We start from the raw sequence: 17,779 nt of genomic DNA on the forward strand, positions 1-17,779 counted from the left end.
TGCTTTGCTTTGTCAGTATCTGCGTTTAATTTGTCTTTCTCACGCCGTTTTCATCCACTTCAAAACCGTCGATTCTGGTGTTTACAGCGAGAGTTCCGTCGGCATAAAAGTAATACCATTTGCTTTCAATCTGGAGCCACTTGCCGGATGCCATCAGGCCATCCTTTGTAAAATAGTACCATTTACCGCCGATATCCAGCCAGCCGATCAGGGTCTTACCGCCTTTGTAGTAAAACCACTGCCCGGCATCGTTCTGAGCCCAGCCTTGGGCGGTGGCCGGGTCAATAGTCAGCTTGACGTAGCGGTGGATCATGGAAGAAACCTCTCCGCGTGTGGCATTGGATTTCGGGTTAAACGCATTGCCGCTGCCGCCCATCACGATGCCCGCCTGCTGCATAGCTTTTACCGCTGTCTGGCAGGTACTGCCGATGCTGGAAGCGTCTGCATAAACAGCAGCTTCACGGGTTACCGGCAGCTTGTAGCCTGTGGCTTTTGCATAGTTTTCGAAAATGGCCGCAGCTTCCTCACGGGTGATTGCACGATCCGGGGCAAACTGCTGATTTCCTGCACCCTGCATGATGCCCTCTTTGTATGCCCATTCAATATAGGGGCGGTATTCACGATCAGTTTTTACATCGGTAAAGCTGTTCCCTGTATAAACCGTCACATCTACATCAGACATTCTGCCCAGGGCTGTTGCCAGCATTCCGCGGGTTATGGCAGTATTAGGCTCAAAAGTGGTTGCGCTAATGCCGGAAAGAAGCCCTCTGCCGACTACATAGTCAATGGCCTCCTTGCCCCAATGTGTTGCGGTATCGGTAAATTGAGCTCTTGGTGCCGTGTAGCCTATGCCATACAGTGAGAAATGTGTGGTGGTGAATATCACGCTTCCGCTATTGGCATCATAGGCCGAGCCTGCGATGCGGGAAGCATTGCCTGCTGCGTCCACATAAACTGCATACAGACTGCCCACTGATTCATTTCTGTCCGGTGTGTAGCGGACGGAAACTGTAACCGTACCGCCGCCGAAGCCTGAAACAGTATTGCCGCTGCCATAACTCACGGTCAGGTCATACACCGGCCTTGAGCCGATTATGGCCTGTGCTGAAGCGGAAAGGCTGGTATTGGGGGCCATAGTAATGCTGATTGTTCCATTGCTTTGTTTCTGGATTTCCTGCAAGGCTTTTAAGTCAAATGCAACCTTGACAGGGGCGCCGTTCAATACAAGGCTTGTTACTCCTGAGCCGACAAGGCTGTTCAGGGAATTTGAGGTCAGAGTTGCAGTCAGAGCGTTGGTTCCGTCTGGCATGGCGATATCCAGGGCAATGGCAGTTCCGTTTGATGTGCCGCCCTGTGCTTTTGCATCAGACTGAGCCTTTGCGATGGCATCTGTGATGGCCTTATCGGGAATTTCTGCAATGGCTGTACCGTTGGTTCCGGGAGTTGCTGTGACAGGGGTTGTTGCTGGGGTGGAAGCGGATGGAGGAGGTGCAGAAGTGCCGCGACTGCCGCCTGAACTGCCGCCCGAACCGCCTCCTGAATTTCCGCTGCCACCTGAGCCATCTGTGTTTCCGTCGTTATCATCTGACCCGCCGCCTGAATTTCCTCCGCCGCTATAGCTGAATACTGCAGAGATCGTATGATTGGCAGTTACATTGTTAAAGGTATAGCTGCTGATTACGCCTTGATTGACTCCATCTACCGTGACAGAGGCAATGCTGTAATTGCTGTTTGGCGAAATCACGAAGGTTTTGCTGGAACCGCCGTTCACGGTCTGTGTGCCGCTGGGCGAAATGCTGCCGCCATTGCCTGCGCTGGCTGTAATTGTGTAGGTGCCTGCCGGCACATCCTTATAGGCAGCTGTGACCGTTGCCGCATTTCCGGGCATGGTGTAGGCGGTGGTGGGATCGGAGGCGTTTGCAAGAGTACCTCCGCCATTGGTCAACACCCACTTGTCAAATACCTTGCCCGCTGGCGCCGCATCAGCCGTAATGGTAATTTTCGCATTTTCTGCATAGCTTCCGCCTCCTGTGCCGCCTGTTACGGTCAGCAAATAGGTGGGGATCGAAGCACCGTAGACAGTGATGGCGGCAGGGTCACTTATTAACTCCAGACAACCGGATGCCTTGAAGGAACAGTAATAGTAATATGTCCCCTCTGTCAAATCAGCAGGAATGGTATACGTACTGGTATCAGCGCCGGGGATGGGGGCGCCATAAAGCCAATAGGAGTCAGGTGTATCGGACACATACCACTGATATGTGACCGGATTTGAGTTACTGGCTGCAGCATTTACCGATAGGGTGCCGTTAATTGCCCCAACAGTGAAGGAGGTACTCTGCGGCTCCTGGCTGACGGTGATTCCATGCTGTGCGAATGCGTTGTTCGCTTCCTCCCAGAGGTAGGCGCCCTTTGTCAGACCTGATGATGATAAATTGGTGCCATAAGGGCCAACGGTCACTTCGTTGCTCGCTGTAAACGCATGACCCCAATCCCTGAATTTACCGGAAACGCTCTGAACTTTTGCGCCTTCATACAAGTAAATATAGCCTCCCGACATGCCCTTTAATGTGCCGGAGGTGATTTTCAGCGTGCTGCCCGGCACGGCATCAATCGCAGGCTCCAGGTTGGATGTGTCATTCACCTTTTTCCCTTGTTCCAGCGTCACGGTACCTCCGTTTATATGCAGCGTACCCTCTAATAAAATGCCGCTCGTACCATGATTTTTGATTTCCACCTCTCCGCCGGTATTGACCGTGCAGGTACGGTTCCTGTCAATTGCAATGGTGGTGCCCACGAGATCGCCCTCACCGGTAATTTTTGCGCCGTCGTTAATATTTAAGTTCCTGACGCAAAAGCCGTTTCCAGAGTTCTCTACACGAATATCGGAGAGATTCACTGTTCCATAGCTGACTGGCTCTTCATGATGTAAAGCGCGGACTGAGCCAATACGGTAGGTACCCATTCCAAATTCCAGCGTACCTCCGCCGTTTATTGTAAGGGTATAGTCGGCAGGAGTGTCCTTTGTACCAAAAAGAATACGTCCACTCTTATAGTTCAGGTAAGTAAAGCTAAGGACTTTTCCGGAAGGAACCCTGAGTTCGTGGTCTGCACCCATGTAAATTGCGTCTGTAACTTCAAAATTATCCCCTACCACAATGATTTCACTGTCATTGCCTTCCAGTGCAGCTTTCAATTCGAGGTAGGTAGTGACGGTTATGGTGGGGGCTGTGGTGGTTACCATTGCAACTGGGGTGCGCACGTCTTCCACCGGAGTGACTCCGCCTGTATACTCACGTCCCTCCACCGTCAGAGCGATTTCTGCCAGTGTGTCTATCGGTAACCAAAAGTACAGATTGCCGCCGTCATCGGTCACAACATCATTGATACCATAACCTGCAGGCGCTGTGATTTCCGTTACAGGTTCATTAGCGGGCAATCCTGTCAACTCGGCCAGTGCCAGTACTTTGCCGCTGTTTTGCGGGGAAACATCACTGTCACTGTTGATGCTGCCGCCGCTGATCGTTCTTGTTGATTCTGCATGCAATTTCTGAGGTGCATATACAGTTCCGCCGGAAATAGTAAGCTGCCCATCGGCATGAATGGAGAAGCCGGAGCCAGGTCCAGGAGTTTTAGCAGTAATGTTTCCGCCAGTGATTGTAATATCGCCGCCACTGTTCAGATCTGTATATATTGCGCTGACACCAATGTTTCCAGACTTCACTGTAACCGTGCCGCCGGAAAACGTAATATCTCCTGTGGCAATTATACCTGCTGCGCCTTTGCTCTCAACATTGAGACTTGTGGTGCTTCCCTCCACGTTGACCGAAGCGGCCTTAATGCATCCCAAAAAACTAGTTGCATTCACCGTACAGCCGTAGAAGGTAATATCGCCTTGAGTCGAAATAGCGGCTTCAAGATTATTAGAATTAACCGTGATATCGGCATTGCTGTCAAACAATAAATTCACATTACCTGGGGCCACAATCTGCTTGAATCCCCCGGTCCCAGTCAGCGTAAAAGTATTGCTCCCGTCACCTCCTATAACCGTAAGAATCTGGTTGTCACTATCGTATTCCCACATTGAACCGTTGACATCCCCTGATAACTGGCTGACATCCAGTGTGGTTTCATCACCACTCAGCGCACCTGCTCCCCGCAGGAACAGCTTCGCTTCCAATGCAGGAATCGTATTCACAATAATTTGAGGAGCACTCACATCCTCTGATACCGTTAACCCTTCCGGTAAGTCCAGAGCAGGAGTAAATACGTACTCTCCTGTGGCATTCTCATCATAGACCGGGTCAGCAGTCCAGTCAGACACCTGAACAGTGGTTTCCTTTGTTTCTTCCCATGTTTCCGGTTCCGATGCCTCGCTGTCTGTCGCGGTTTCATTGTCACTTTCATCGGATGCGATAACGGAAATGGTGGTTACAGTTACCGCCAGTTCATCCGGCAGATTCAACTCTTCCTCCGGTGTGCCGATTTCCACCGTCTGTCGCGACACCTCTTCATCCATTTCTGCAAAGGCGGTAATCGTTCCGCTTACGTTCAAAGACGTGCCGGAATCCGCCTCATCCCTTTCGGCAAAGGCTGTCATGGGCAGCATGGTAATTACCATACATAATGCCATGAACAAACTGCCGATTTGTTTCCATTTTCGTTTCATTTTCCTCATACCTCCATTTTAAGTGTTGTCTCCAAAGCCTGCATCGAAGATAATTTTTGCTTCAGCCATGCTCACTTACCCGCCATATGTTTTCCCTCTTTCCTATTTTTCCGTATCTCATATTGTGTGGGGGCATAAAAATACACCTTACATACTCATTGTAAGGTGCGGAATAAATTTTTCATATTGTACACTGTACATTTATTTTTCATTTACACGGGATTATCATGACCCATAAATAAAGTGCTCTTCATGATATTTCTGCATGAAGAACACTCCATTATTTTTTCTTATTCTCAACAAAAAGCGCTGTCAGAAACACCTTATACCTGCTGACTAATTTAATTCAATTGCTTTTCTGACAAAACCGTCACTCTGTTCCAATGCCTGTCTTGCCTCATCAGGCGGACAGCCTTTTAAAATGGAAACGATAGCGACCTTTACCTGATTATCCGCCTGTTTGATCGCCTCATCCGCTGTGTCGTAATCGACACCTGTGGCTTCCATTACGATTGTACGCCCGCGCTCCCTCAGCTTTTCATTGGTCATCAGCACATCTACCATAAGATTTTTATATGCCTTGCCGTTTAATATCATGGTGGCAGTGGAGATCATATTTAAAATTAATTTTTGTGCAGTGCCTGCCTTAAGCCTTGTGGACCCGGTCAGCACTTCACTGCCTGCATCCACCTCAATGGCGATGCCGGCCAGCTTTCCGATCTCAGAGTCTTTATTGCAGGCAATCGAAACCGTGTTGCATTCAACAGAATTGGCATACTCCAGAGCACCGATTACATAAGGAGTTCTTCCGCTGGCCGCAATACCGATTACCACATCATTTTTATTTAAACTGATATTTTTTAAATCTTCCTCCGCCAGTTCCTTAGAATCCTCTGCCCCTTCTACCGCTTTAAAGAACGCAGCATCCCCTCCTGCAATAATTCCAATGACTGAATCATGAAAAACACCAAAGGTGGGCACACATTCCACTGCATCCAATACACCTAATCTGCCGCTGGTGCCTGCGCCAATATAAATAATTCTGCCGCCTTTTTTATATTGGGCTGTGATACAGTCAACTGCCTTGGATATCTCGCCCAATGCCTCTGCGAGCGCCAAAGGCACGTTCCGGTCCTCTTCATTCATCAATCTGCAGATTTCATAGGCTGACATCACATCAATATTCGTTGTTCTGCTGTTTCTGAGCTCTGTTTTTAAATGTTCTAACATATATTTCTCCTTATTACGCCATCAAGCTTCCTGGTTCTGCACATTTTGAGAAAATGTCATCTTTTCATACACTCCTATCAGTTCAGAGGCCATCAGTTCAACAATTTCTGTACTTAACATCTGATCTTCTGCATGCATTAAAATCAGCGAAAAGGGAATATCTTCACCGCCGGCCTCTTTTTGAATCAGGCTGAAATGATGGGTATGGCTTTCCATATAGAGATCGCGGCCTTCCTTCATTTTTCCCCTGGCCTCTTCCACTCTTCCCTGTTTTACAAGGTTTATGGCCTCTATATACATACTCTTGGCTCCGCCCACTGCCGCAACAATCTGACAGGCGATAAGCTGGATTTCCTCTTTTATATGATCCATGTTCTTCTCCTTTCAGCTAACCCATTATTTCACAAATTCCTCATATCCTTTTAGGGCATCATTTAAAACATTCTCTCCATTGATCAGCCCGTAGTCACGCATATTGATGCATTGAATGAACTTCCCGGCCAACTCTTTCCTGATTGCCGCTTCACGAAACTTTATCTGTGGAGCCAGCAAAACAATGTCCGCTTCCGGGCCTAACTTGCCTGTGGTGGATTCCGCAAACGCTTCAATTTCATGCTCCATTCCCTTTGCCAGCGCTGCCTGGCGCATTTTAGTTACCAATAAAGAGGTTGACATTCCTCCTGAACAAAACAAGTAAATTTTCATAATAAATTCTCCGTTCTTTTTACGATTTACAAAAAGTTTCTTTTCCCAGCAGCACGGCTCCGGCACATGAATCGTATACGGGATGCTGCATAAGAATGCCTTGGCTTTCCAATGGCTTAAGGATTTTATCCCCTGCCCGGTATACTCCGCCGATGTAAGAGATCGGGACTTCCCGATCAAATAACTCTTTTAATGATTTGATGTAAACAGAGTGCTCCAGGGCGGCCTCCCGAAACAGCCGCTCTGCGGTCTGGCTTCCCGCCAGGCTGGCTTCATAGACCAAACCTGCCAGTTCAGCGGTTTTTGTCCGTACGGTTTGTACATGATCAAACATGACCCTGATTAAATCAGCAGGCTCTGACAGAGAATAATGTGCTGTAATCAAGTCAAATAAAACATCTTTTTCCATCATATCCTCTGACATCCTGGCATACATTTTCAGGGCTTTTTTCCCAATGTCATAGGCAGACCCTCCGTCATCAATCAAATAACCAAAACCGCCTCTTCTGTACCATTTTCCATTTTTATAAGCCACTGCAATAGAACCGGTCCCTGCGATCATGACAATTCCCTCTTTGCCGCCTAAAGCGCCAAATGCGGCAATCTGGGAATCATTGTGCAGAACGTACTTATGCTCTGCAGCGACATCTTTGATCACTTCTTCTATGTTCCGGCGTATCTCAGCCACTTCACCGTAACCTGCCAGGCCAAAGGAAAGAACGGTTTCATTGCTGGAATAATTTAACAGTCCGTTGATTCCCTGCTGCAGAATTTCTTTCATCCTGCCGTATCCGACCTGACCGAAGTGGCTGGTCCCCAATTCAATTTCTTTTATGGTATTTAAGTTCTCATCCGACAGACGAAACAGGGTCTTTGTCCCTCCGCCATCGATTCCGATATAATTCATTGAGCTTCATCCTCTGTAAATACAAACTTCTGCCAGGGTTTGATACAGTCGATTAAAAATACTTCCTGCCGGGAAATATGGCCGACCACATTGGACTTTCCGGAATTCTTCATTTCATTTGCCACAATCTGCAGCTCTCCGCAGTAATGCCCGTATTCGCTGCTTTCAATGACAATATCTCCCCGCTTAAGTATTTCAGGAGCGTGATGCACCGGAAATGCTTCCCCTTTATATTTCACACGGGGCTGAGTGGAGCGAATCAGATTTCCCGATATATCTCCCCGGTTAAAATGCAGCTCTTCCAAAACAATCTTTTTTTCCGTTTCTGTGATATCAGGTTCCAGGCACACGCTTAAATTGACCAGATTCAAATTGACCTTACTGATTCTTTCCAATTCCTCAGGGCTGGGATAACAGTTGGAAATAATGATATTATCTATTTGCCCCATTGCTATATAGTGTTTCATCTGTACATCAATGGGTAAGTTTCTATGTGCCTCTAACGTGGGAAGACCTTCCGTCACAGGCCAGGGCCCAAAGGTATCCCGGTTTTGGGAGGTGACAAACGCAGAGGTATTTAAACCGTACCTTTTAAAACGCTCTGTACATTTGTCAAAATGCTCCAAACTCAACCCACTGTAATTATGAGGGTAAAAATTATGGCAGCCAATCAGATAGTATGGATTGGGCTGATAATCCATGATCGTATCCAGATAATGTGTATCCTGGCTCATATTTAATTCCACTTTCAAGCCATACGGGTTGAAGGTCATAATGCTTTCTTCTGAACCGCTAAACCCTAAATCCAGGCGGATTCCATCTGCATTCAGTTCATGAAAAAAGGACAGGTCATTGTAGCTGATTCCAAAATTATGAAATACTTTAGGGCTGACATCCAATATCACCTCATATCCGCATTCTTTGGCAAAGGTATTAATTTCTTTAAACTCATCTATAATTTCTTCTTTTGCCTTTGTTACAGATAATAAACAGGAAAATATTCTGCTAAAACCGAGTTCACTCATTTTCTTAATGTAGTCAAGCACTTCCTGCTTATCACTCTTTTCGGGATAGATCGATATTCCCAGTTTCCTCATAATTTCCTCCATTCTGCCGCTTTAAGCGGTCTTATCAATGACTTTCCTTCTCTTCCGCTAAAAGCTTGGAATCGTACTTTATAAAAAATGGGTAGTAAATAACAATTGACAGGATAATCAACAAAATATTTAAAATAACTCCCCTGAAATCTCCTCCTGTTGCAATAAAGGCACCAATCGGCCCTGGAAGGGTCCATGGCGGCAATGCCACCAGTTTATTCACCATGCCGGTGCTGATTGCTATGTAAGCGATTGTGGCATTTGCTAAAGGTGCCAGAATAAATGGGGGGATTAAAATCGGATTTAATACGATTGGAGTACCGAAGATGATCGGTTCATTAATATTAAATACCGCAGGTAAAAAAACTGTTTTTCCCAAAGCTTTTCCAAACTCTGATTTGGAACGGAATGCCAGAAGAGCTGCCAGACCAATGGTTGCACCGGCTCCTCCAATCCAGATAAACCACTGGAAGAATGTTTCCGGAGCCACATTTGGAACGGCCTGCCCAGCGGCTAATGCTGCAGCGTTCTGTTCCTGTAAAATCAGCCATACCGGTCTTGCAAGAGCGCCTATGATGGAAACTCCATGGATTCCGAATGACCAGAATAACGTGATCAAAATAACCAGAAGCCATACGGAAAAAATAGAATCCGTAGCTGAAACCAGCGGTTTTACCACAATACTGATCAAACCGTGTACATCGATTTTCAGCCAGTAAACAATTGTGGAAACCAATAAGGTAACTAATAAAGTTGGCACAATTGCTTCAAAGGATCTGGCAACAGAAGGAGGTACTGAGTCGGGCATTTTAATGGTGATGTTATTTTTTGTCGTAAATCTGAGGATTTCCACTGAAATAATTCCGACAATCATGCCCACAAACAGTCCGGCAGAGCCCAGATTTGCCATCGGCGTCACAAAGCCCAGCCCTTTCTGGAGCATCACGGCACCTTCCGTACCTTTGTCCACAATAACGCGGATAGTCTCTCCGTCAACAATCCGTTCAATTGCCCAGACTTCTCCAACAATCTGGGGCATAATTGTCAGCAAGTATCCGATGGTGGCAATAATAGAACCGGAAACAGGGTCGAGATCGTATGACTTTGCCAGACTATGCCCTAATCCAATGACTGCATAGATCGACATAATAAACATGGTCATTCGATAAGGGAGCAGAATTGTTGCTGCATTTGCCTTTGCCCAAACAGCAATTCCCCAATCGGCCGGCAGAGGCGGGAATGCGATAATCAGGAAAAGGGAGCCGACCATAATCAATGGAAGGGTTGCCACAATACCGTCTCGTACTGCGCGGAGATAGCGGTTTTGCGAAAGCTTGATCATAACATTTGTAATTTTTTCTAACATAATGTCCTCCTAAATTTTTTTTATATTTTATTTGAAAATAAAATATTCTGATTCATTCAGTTAAATGAAATATTGATAAAATATCCAATAATAACTGATGGTAAAAAAAACCAAAAAGAAAATCAAAAACTGCACCATAAGACCTTTTGATACACCCTTTTTGCTGTCAACAAAGTTGCGCACATAGCAGATTCCCAGGCTGCCAAAAAGCGATGTACTCACTACTGTGGTTATCTTGCAGCCAATTCCAGCCAGATCAAGCAGGGCCGGTACCACCATTGTCCCGATCAGGCAGGTGAAAGCGAAGATCAAGGCGCCTTTTAAGCTGAACATTTTTATCGTATTATCCGGAACATGGAGGGGTTCCATTGACTTTTGCTTGGACTGCTTCAAATTATTCTCTCCTTTCTCTGTCTAGTTTTCTTTATTTACTACTTCATAGGTCTTATAAAGACTCTCAAAGGTTTTCTCATTGTAAAACAATCCATAGGTGTAAAAAAGAATGTCAACAATGTAAAAATGCATGATTCTGGAAGTGGTGGCGGTTGCACGGTATTCCTTCTCTAAGGATGCGGCTCCAAAGGAAATATCTGCGAGTTCTGACAGCGGAGTTTCCCCTACCCTGGTCAGGGCTATGATAGGCACTCCATTTTTCTTTGCAATTTCCGCAAGCTCAAGCATTTCTTTTTTTCTGCCGGAATAGGAAACCACAAAAAGCAAATCATTCTCTGTTAAATTTGATACTGCGATTTTTCTGCAGTCATTGTCATTGTAATGGACAACATCCTTTTGGATTCTCAATAATTTGCCCACCATATCCTGAGCCACAAAATCACTCACGCCGATTCCGGCACAGATGATTTTTCTGGATTTATTCAACAACTGGGCAGCCTTTAAGATGTCTTCCTGGTTCAGCATCGTAAACGTATCCTGAAAAGAAGCAATATTCTGGTTTAACAGCGCTTTCGCTATGTTATTTTTAAAATCCTCTGAATTGTCATAAAATGTTTTCTCATCGTAAACAGGGATTTCCTGTGATAATGCAATTTTAAGCTGAGCAAATCCATCAAATCCAAACTGCTTGCAAAACCGTGTGACCGCTGCCTGACTGACTCCGATTTCTTTAGCCAGCGCTTCGGCAGACATCCAGACAATATTTTGAACATTTTTAATCAGATACTGCGCAATTACTTTATTGTTTTTACTGAGATAATCTTTCTCCTGCTGAATGACATATAATAATCCTTCCATAGTTTACCTCCCAAACGTTTTTTATTTCGGTAACATCATCATAACACATGTGAATGGTTAATTCAATATGTTAAAAATAATGAATAATATATTTATTTTTGTATATAATGCATAAATTGCTGCCGTCCTGTTACAGTCCACTTTTTAAATTTCTGTACCGCAGATGCGGGAATGGTGCTTCTAAAAATTTAATTCTTTGTCATTCATGTGCCTGATCACATTTTACTTTTCTCGTTTTTGGGAGCAGGGAAATGAACAGGAGAGAAAATAAAAGGGCTGAGAATGAATGAAATATTCAAAAGTAAAAAAATAAGCAGGGCAACAGGACTATTAATCCCAATTGCTCTGCTTAAAAAGTTTCTCTTTTTCAGTTCATTCCCAAACGGATAAAAAACGGCTTTCCGGTGGGAAGGATACAAACTTTATTTCCGATATATAATCTCATCTCTCCCCGGACCATTGGACACCATGGTAATAGGAGTTTCCAGCTCTTTTTCAATGAATTCAATATAATTTCTGCAATTCTCCGGCAGGTCCTCATACTTCTTGATTCCCCTGATCTCACACTTCCAGCCCGGAAGAACGGTATACACCGGCTTTGCCTTATTAAGCTGTGTGGTGGTCGGGAAATCCTTTGTGACTTTTCCGTCAATCTCATATCCCACGCACACAGGAAGCTCATCTAAATATCCCAGAACATCGAGAACCGTAAGAGCCGCTTCTGTAGCGCCCTGAATCCGGCAGCCGTATCTGGAGGCAACTGCATCGAACCAGCCCATACGCCTTGGCCGTCCGGTGGTAGCGCCGTATTCTCCGCCGTCACCGCCCCGGCGTCTCAGTTCATCGGCTTCGTCTCCGAATATCTCGCTGACAAAGGCCCCCGCTCCCACTGCACTGGAATAAGCTTTAACAACCGTCGTAATATTTTTAATCTCATAAGGAGGAATTCCCGCTCCGATGGCTCCGTATGCAGCCAGTGTGGAGGAAGAAGTCACCATGGGATAAATTCCATGATCTGTGTCCTTTAAGGAGCCAAGCTGTCCCTCTAAAAGAATGGTTTTTCCTTCCTTGATGGCCTGATGAAGGTATGCGGATACATCGCATACATAAGGAGCCACCATGTCCCTGTATTCCCTAAGAGTATTAAGCAGCTCTTCCTGGTCAATGGCAGGCTTGTGGTAAAGGTGTTCCATCAGAATATTTTTCGTCTCACATACTCTGGCAATCTTTTCCTTTAACACTTCGTCATCAAAAAGCTCACTGACCTGAAAACCGATCTTGGCGTATTTATCAGAATAAAATGGTGCAATCCCTGATTTTGTGGAGCCAAAGGACTTCTTTCCAAGACGCTCCTCCTCATATTCATCGAATAAAATATGATAGGGCATCAGAATCTGGGCCCGGTCTGAAACCAGAACGTGGGGCTTGGGAACTCCCTTGCTCACCAGATCGTCAATTTCCTTGACAAGAAAAGGAATATTCAGTGCCACGCCGTTTCCGATGATGCTGGTGGTGTGATTATAGAATACGCCTGAAGGCAGAAGGTGAAGGGCAAATTTACCGTAATTGTTGATGATGGTATGCCCTGCATTGCTGCCTCCCTGATAGCGGATGATGATATCCGATTCCATTGCCAGCATGTCCGTGATCTTGCCTTTTCCTTCGTCGCCCCAGTTAGCTCCTACGATTGCTCTTACCATTTAATTGTTCCTCCTTCGAGTGAAAAGTAACTTTTACTGACCTATGATAACCCAAAGAGCGACATAAGTAAAATCAATATTATTTATATTATTCATAATTTCAGCTTATATCATTCATCATCAGCTTTAAAAGCCGGTTTCCAGCCGTGGACATGGGAAGCTTCTTATCTGTGACCAAAGAAAAATGCCGTCTTGGCATTTCCTCCCGGAATTTCAGCTCAATTAAGTTCCCCTTTTCCAGCTCCGCCTGGGCAAACTCCGACATCACGCACCCCACTCCCAGATTGCGCATGGCAAACTGAACGATCATGTCGCTGGTGGACAGCTCAAATTCCGGTTCCACAACCACGTTGTGAGAAGCCAGATAATCGTCCATAAAGATTCGTGTGCTGGTGGGTTTTTCCAGGAAAATGCAGGGAAGCTCTTTAAGAATCTCATATTCCAGCACCTTTCCTTCCAGGTGACGGAATTTTTCCCCTGCCACAAACACGTTCCTGATTTCCTTCACATCAGTGCTGACCACCTGATCCCTGGCTTCAAAGGGAGTGCTGACCACTCCGAAATCAATTTTACCCTGATACAAAAATCCGAGAGTCTCCGGGGTGGGACCATTGGAAACCGTCACCTTGATGCCGGGATAGAGCTCGTGAAACTGCTCCAGATAAGGCAGAAGATAAAACTGAAGGGTCATATCACTGGCCCCGATCCGCACCTCTCCCGTATCCAGGTCTCTCATCCGCTTTAGTACAGTTTCCCCATTCCAGATATTCTCTAAACCGGCTTTTACATAATCGTAAAAGACTTCCCCTTCCCTGGTCAGGCGGACTCCCTTAGGTGTCCTCAAAAAAAGCCTGCTGTCCAAAGACTGCTCCAACTGCCTGATGGTCTGGCTGACAGCCGGCTGGGAGATGCAGAGCTGGTCTGCGGCCAGGGTAATGCTCCCAAGACGGGCCACATGGTAAAACACCTTATAATATTCCAGATTGCCGTTCATGGTTCCTCCTGCTATCAAAATAAAAGGCAGGCAGACCTTTCAAAAACACAAAGTCTGCCCGCACAGCTTTACACGTTGATCTCTGCCTTCATCCCCAGAAATTCCCTGTTTTTCTCAAGAAGGGGGGTTACCTCTTCATCGAGATAAGCGGTGACCTGAGCCGGGGCACATCCCACATACTTTTTAGGGTCCATGCCCGCCTTTAATTCCTCCAGGGAAAGGTTAAAGGAGGAATCTGCTGCAATCAGCTCCAGCAAATTGTTATCCAGGCCTTTTTCCTTCACATTCCGCCCGGCTTCCATGGACAGCTCCCGGATTCTTTCATGGAGCTCCTGTCTGTCCCCTCCCGCCTTTACAGCGTCCATCATGATATTTTCCGTTGCCATAAAGGGAAGCTCGGCCATCAAATGCTTTTCAATGACCTTGGGATAAACCACAAGGCCATCCACCACATTCAAATAAAGGTCTAAAATACCGTCCACAGCCAAAAATCCTTCCGGCACGCTGAGGCGCTTATTGGCGGAATCGTCAAGAGTCCGTTCAAACCACTGGGTCGATGACACCAGCATGGGGTTCATCACATCTGCCATCACATAATTGGACAGGGAAGCCATCCTCTCGCTCCTCATGGGATTGCGTTTATAGGCCATGGCAGAAGAACCGATCTGATGCTTTTCAAAAGGCTCCTCCAACTCTTTTAAATGCTGCAAAAGGCGGATGTCATTGGAAAATTTATGGGCGCTCTGGGCAATGCCTGCCAGCACATTGACCACCCGGCTGTCCACTTTTCTGGAATAAGTCTGACCGGAAACCGGATAGCAGCCCGGAAAACCCATTTTTTCTGCAATCATATCATCAGCTTTTCTCACCTTGTCCATGTCGCCGTCAAACAGCTCTAAAAAACTGGCCTGTGTGCCTGTCGTTCCTTTAGAGCCTAAAAGGCGGATGGAACTCAGCAAATAATCCACATCTTCTAAATCCATCATCAGATCATGGAGCCAGAGTGTGGCCCTCTTTCCCACAGTGGTGGGCTGGGCAGGCTGGAAATGGGTAAAGGCCAGAGCAGGCAAGTCCTTATATTTATCGCAGAAACCGGCCAGCAGGCTGATGACGTTTAACAGCTTTCTGCGGACTAAGTTCAAGGCCTCTGTCATAATAATAATATCCGTATTATCTCCCACATAGCAGGAGGTGGCTCCTAAATGGATGATGCCCTTGGCCCCCGGACACTGGACACCGTATGCGTAGACATGGGACATCACATCGTGGCGGACCTCTTTTTCTCTCTGTCTTGCCACATCGTAATTGATCTCATCCTGATGGGCTTTTAATTCCCCGATCTGTTCTTCTGTAATAGGAAGGCCCAGTTCTCTTTCCGTTTCCGCCAGTGCGATCCACAGCTTTCTCCAGGTTTTAAACTTTTTATCCTGGGAAAAAATATACTGCATTTCCCGGCTGGCATAACGCTCTGAGAGCGGACTTTGATATCTGTCTGTCATCCTTTCCTATTCCTCCTTGGTTTTGATTTCCTGCTTATCATAGCATATTTTTCGATTCATGGGAAGAAAAAAGCGGGACTGCTTTCACAGCAATCCCCATTTTGCAGAGGCAACCCTCTTATCTTATGTATTCTCCCCGGATATCCTCCTTGGGAGGATTGATCGGATAATTTCCGCTGAAACAGGCCGTGCATATGGGGAGTCCCTCTGCCAGCTCGCTTAAACGCCCCAGTTTTAAGTAAGACAGGGAGTCGACTCCCAGCAGATCGCGGATTTCCTCCACGGTCCGGTTATGTGCAAGCAATTGCTCTTCATCAGGAATATCGGTTCCAAAGTAGCAGGGATGGAGAAATGGAGGCGCGCTGATCCGGACATGGACCTCTTTTGCTCCTGCTTCCCGGAGCATATTGACGATGATGGCGCTGGTGGTTCCACGCACAATGGAATCGTCAATCATGATCACCCGTTTCCCGGCCACCGCCTCCTTTAAAACATTCAGTTTAATCCTGACAGAAGATTCCCGGCTGCTCTGTTTGGGCCGTATAAATGTCCTTCCCACATAGGAGTTCTTCACAAAGGCCGTTCCATAAGGAATTCCGGATTGAAGGGAATAGCCGAGGGCTGCCCCATGGCCCGATTCCGGCACTCCCACCACAAGGTCGGCTTCAACCGGAGAATCCATGGCCAGAGCCCTTCCCGCACAAAGCCTGGAATGGTAGACGCTGACCCCGTCAAATACACTGTCAGGCCTTGCAAAATAGATGTATTCAAAGACGCACCTGGCTTCCTTTGATTTTTCCTCCGGGCAGAGGGTGGTATCGGAAGAAATGCCTTTTTTCGTAATGGTCACGATCTCACCCGGTCTCACATCCCGGACAAACTCAGCTCCAATGGTATCCAGCGCACAGCTTTCCGATGCCAGGATATAGGCATTATCCCGTTTTCCAATGCAGAGTGGTTTAAACCCAAAGGGGTCTCTGGCTCCGATCAGCTTTCTTGGGCTCATGATCACCAAACAATACGCTCCCACGATCTTTTTCATGGCATTGACTGCCGCCGCCTCTACGGAGTTGGTCTTCACCCGCTCCCTGGCGATGTGGTAAGCGATCACCTCTGAGTCAATGGTGGTCTGGAAAATAGCTCCGTTATACTCCAGTTCCCTGCGAAGCTCCGGCGCATTGACCAGATTTCCGTTATGGGCCATGGCCAGAGCGCCTTTCACGTAGTTGAGAACGAGAGGCTGGGCGTTTTCCCTGGTGCTGCTTCCGGCAGTGGAATAACGGACATGGCCCACTCCGATGTTGCCCTGAAGGCTTTCTATGATCTCCGGCGTAAAGACCTCATTGCACAGTCCCATCCCTTTGTATGCGTTTACCTTGCCTTTAGGGCCTTCCGTATCCGTGACTGCGATTCCGCAGCTCTCCTGCCCCCGATGCTGAAGTGCAAATAATCCGTAATAAATGGTGGAAGCCACTTCACCGCCGTCGCAGTCAAAAATCCCGAATACGCCGCACTCTTCACGAAGCTTTCCTTCTATATCGAAATCCAATCCTTGATTCATTTGATGTCTTCCTTCCCTGTGATGTTTACTGGATTCCCAGGCGGCTAAATACCTCCTCATAAGCATCCTCTGTACCGCCTAAGTCCCTGCGGAACCGGTCCTTGTCCAGCTTTTGTCTGGTGTCCTTATCCCACAGCCTGCAGGTGTCAGGAGATATCTCATCTGCCAGTATGACCTGGCCGTGATATCTGCCGAATTCTATTTTAAAATCAATTAAGTCAATGTTCAGCCCGTCAAAGTACTCTTTCAGCACATCATTGACGAGAAATGCGTACTCTGTCACAGCGTCAATCTCTTCCTGGGTGGCAAGGTCTAAAGCCAGTGCGTAATAGCTGTTGATAAAAGGATCGCCCAGATCATCGTTTTTATAGCTGAATTCAAGAGTCGGGCGGGAGAATTTGATGCCCTCTTCCATTCCCATCTTCTTAGCAAAGCTTCCGGCGGAATAATTTCTCACAATGACTTCAAGAGGAAGGATTTCCACTTTCTTCACCGCTGTTTCCCTGTCATTTAACTCCTGGATCAGATGGGTGGGAATGCCTTTTTCCTCCAGCTTCCGGAAAATAAAATTGGTCATCCGGTTGTTAATGGCCCCTTTTCCCGAAATGGTGCCTTTTTTTAGGCCGTTAAATGCCGTGGCGTCGTCTTTATAAGAAACAATCAATACATCCGGATCTTCGGTTTTGTAAACCTTCTTTGCTTTTCCCTCGTACAGCAGCTCTTTTTTCTCCATGGATTCCACCTGTCCTTTTCTCAACGGATTTATAAGTTTTCCAAATAAAACTACAGTATTTCAGTAG

Annotated in this window: 14 protein-coding genes; all 14 read right to left on the reverse strand. The window is 46.6% G+C overall.

Features of this window, described 5'->3' with window-relative positions; all coding sequences use genetic code 11:
- Positions 1 to 25: 25 nt before the first annotated feature.
- Positions 26 to 4,669 carry an S-layer homology domain-containing protein gene (locus QM657_RS06605; protein WP_415065802.1) on the reverse strand — a complete coding sequence of 1,548 codons (4,644 nt, stop codon included), beginning with the start codon at positions 4,667 to 4,669 and terminating at the stop codon, positions 26 to 28.
- Positions 4,670 to 5,005: 336 nt separating this feature from the next.
- Positions 5,006 to 5,899, reverse strand: a complete 894-nt coding sequence (gene murQ, locus QM657_RS06610; protein WP_415065803.1) for an N-acetylmuramic acid 6-phosphate etherase — start codon at positions 5,897 to 5,899, stop codon at positions 5,006 to 5,008.
- Positions 5,900 to 5,920: 21 nt separating this feature from the next.
- Positions 5,921 to 6,271 (reverse strand): PTS lactose/cellobiose transporter subunit IIA, encoded by a 351-nt coding sequence (locus QM657_RS06615; protein ID WP_415065804.1) that lies wholly within the window; start codon positions 6,269 to 6,271, stop codon positions 5,921 to 5,923.
- A 24-nt stretch (positions 6,272 to 6,295) separates the two neighbouring features.
- Complete coding sequence (locus QM657_RS06620; protein WP_415065805.1) at positions 6,296 to 6,604, reverse strand: PTS sugar transporter subunit IIB; 309 nt, start codon at positions 6,602 to 6,604, stop codon at positions 6,296 to 6,298.
- Between the two features lie 19 nt (positions 6,605 to 6,623).
- Entirely contained in the window at positions 6,624 to 7,511 is an 888-nt protein-coding gene (locus QM657_RS06625; RefSeq protein WP_415065806.1) for an N-acetylglucosamine kinase, read from the reverse strand.
- Complete coding sequence (locus tag QM657_RS06630) at positions 7,508 to 8,608, reverse strand: DUF871 domain-containing protein (protein ID WP_415065807.1); 1,101 nt, start codon at positions 8,606 to 8,608, stop codon at positions 7,508 to 7,510. The genes QM657_RS06625 and QM657_RS06630 overlap by 4 nt, the downstream gene beginning before the upstream one ends.
- A 34-nt stretch (positions 8,609 to 8,642) precedes the next feature.
- Complete coding sequence (locus QM657_RS06635) at positions 8,643 to 9,974, reverse strand: PTS sugar transporter subunit IIC (RefSeq protein ID WP_415065808.1); 1,332 nt, start codon at positions 9,972 to 9,974, stop codon at positions 8,643 to 8,645.
- Positions 9,975 to 10,034: 60 nt separating this feature from the next.
- Positions 10,035 to 10,367, reverse strand: coding sequence for a hypothetical protein (locus tag QM657_RS06640; RefSeq protein ID WP_415065809.1), 333 nt, complete (start codon positions 10,365 to 10,367; stop codon positions 10,035 to 10,037).
- Between the two features lie 21 nt (positions 10,368 to 10,388).
- Positions 10,389 to 11,225: a MurR/RpiR family transcriptional regulator gene (locus tag QM657_RS06645; protein ID WP_415065810.1), complete on the reverse strand. Its 837-nt coding sequence runs from the start codon at positions 11,223 to 11,225 to the stop codon at positions 10,389 to 10,391.
- Between the two features lie 422 nt (positions 11,226 to 11,647).
- Positions 11,648 to 12,925, reverse strand: a complete 1,278-nt coding sequence (locus QM657_RS06650; RefSeq protein WP_415065811.1) for an adenylosuccinate synthase — start codon at positions 12,923 to 12,925, stop codon at positions 11,648 to 11,650.
- A gap of 100 nt (positions 12,926 to 13,025) precedes the next feature.
- Positions 13,026 to 13,919, reverse strand: coding sequence for a LysR family transcriptional regulator (locus tag QM657_RS06655; RefSeq protein WP_415065812.1), 894 nt, complete (start codon positions 13,917 to 13,919; stop codon positions 13,026 to 13,028).
- A 68-nt stretch (positions 13,920 to 13,987) separates the two neighbouring features.
- Positions 13,988 to 15,418: an adenylosuccinate lyase gene (purB, locus tag QM657_RS06660; RefSeq protein ID WP_415065813.1), complete on the reverse strand. Its 1,431-nt coding sequence runs from the start codon at positions 15,416 to 15,418 to the stop codon at positions 13,988 to 13,990.
- 118 nt (positions 15,419 to 15,536) lie between these two features.
- Positions 15,537 to 16,979 carry an amidophosphoribosyltransferase gene (purF, locus tag QM657_RS06665; protein WP_415065814.1) on the reverse strand — a complete coding sequence of 481 codons (1,443 nt, stop codon included), beginning with the start codon at positions 16,977 to 16,979 and terminating at the stop codon, positions 15,537 to 15,539.
- A 25-nt stretch (positions 16,980 to 17,004) separates the two neighbouring features.
- Complete coding sequence (gene purC / locus QM657_RS06670; RefSeq protein WP_415065815.1) at positions 17,005 to 17,712, reverse strand: phosphoribosylaminoimidazolesuccinocarboxamide synthase; 708 nt, start codon at positions 17,710 to 17,712, stop codon at positions 17,005 to 17,007.
- Between the last annotated feature and the right edge of the window lie 67 nt (positions 17,713 to 17,779).

Source organism: Lacrimispora sp., assembly GCF_047605665.1.
Taxonomy (GTDB): Bacteria; Bacillota; Clostridia; order Lachnospirales; family Lachnospiraceae; genus Lacrimispora.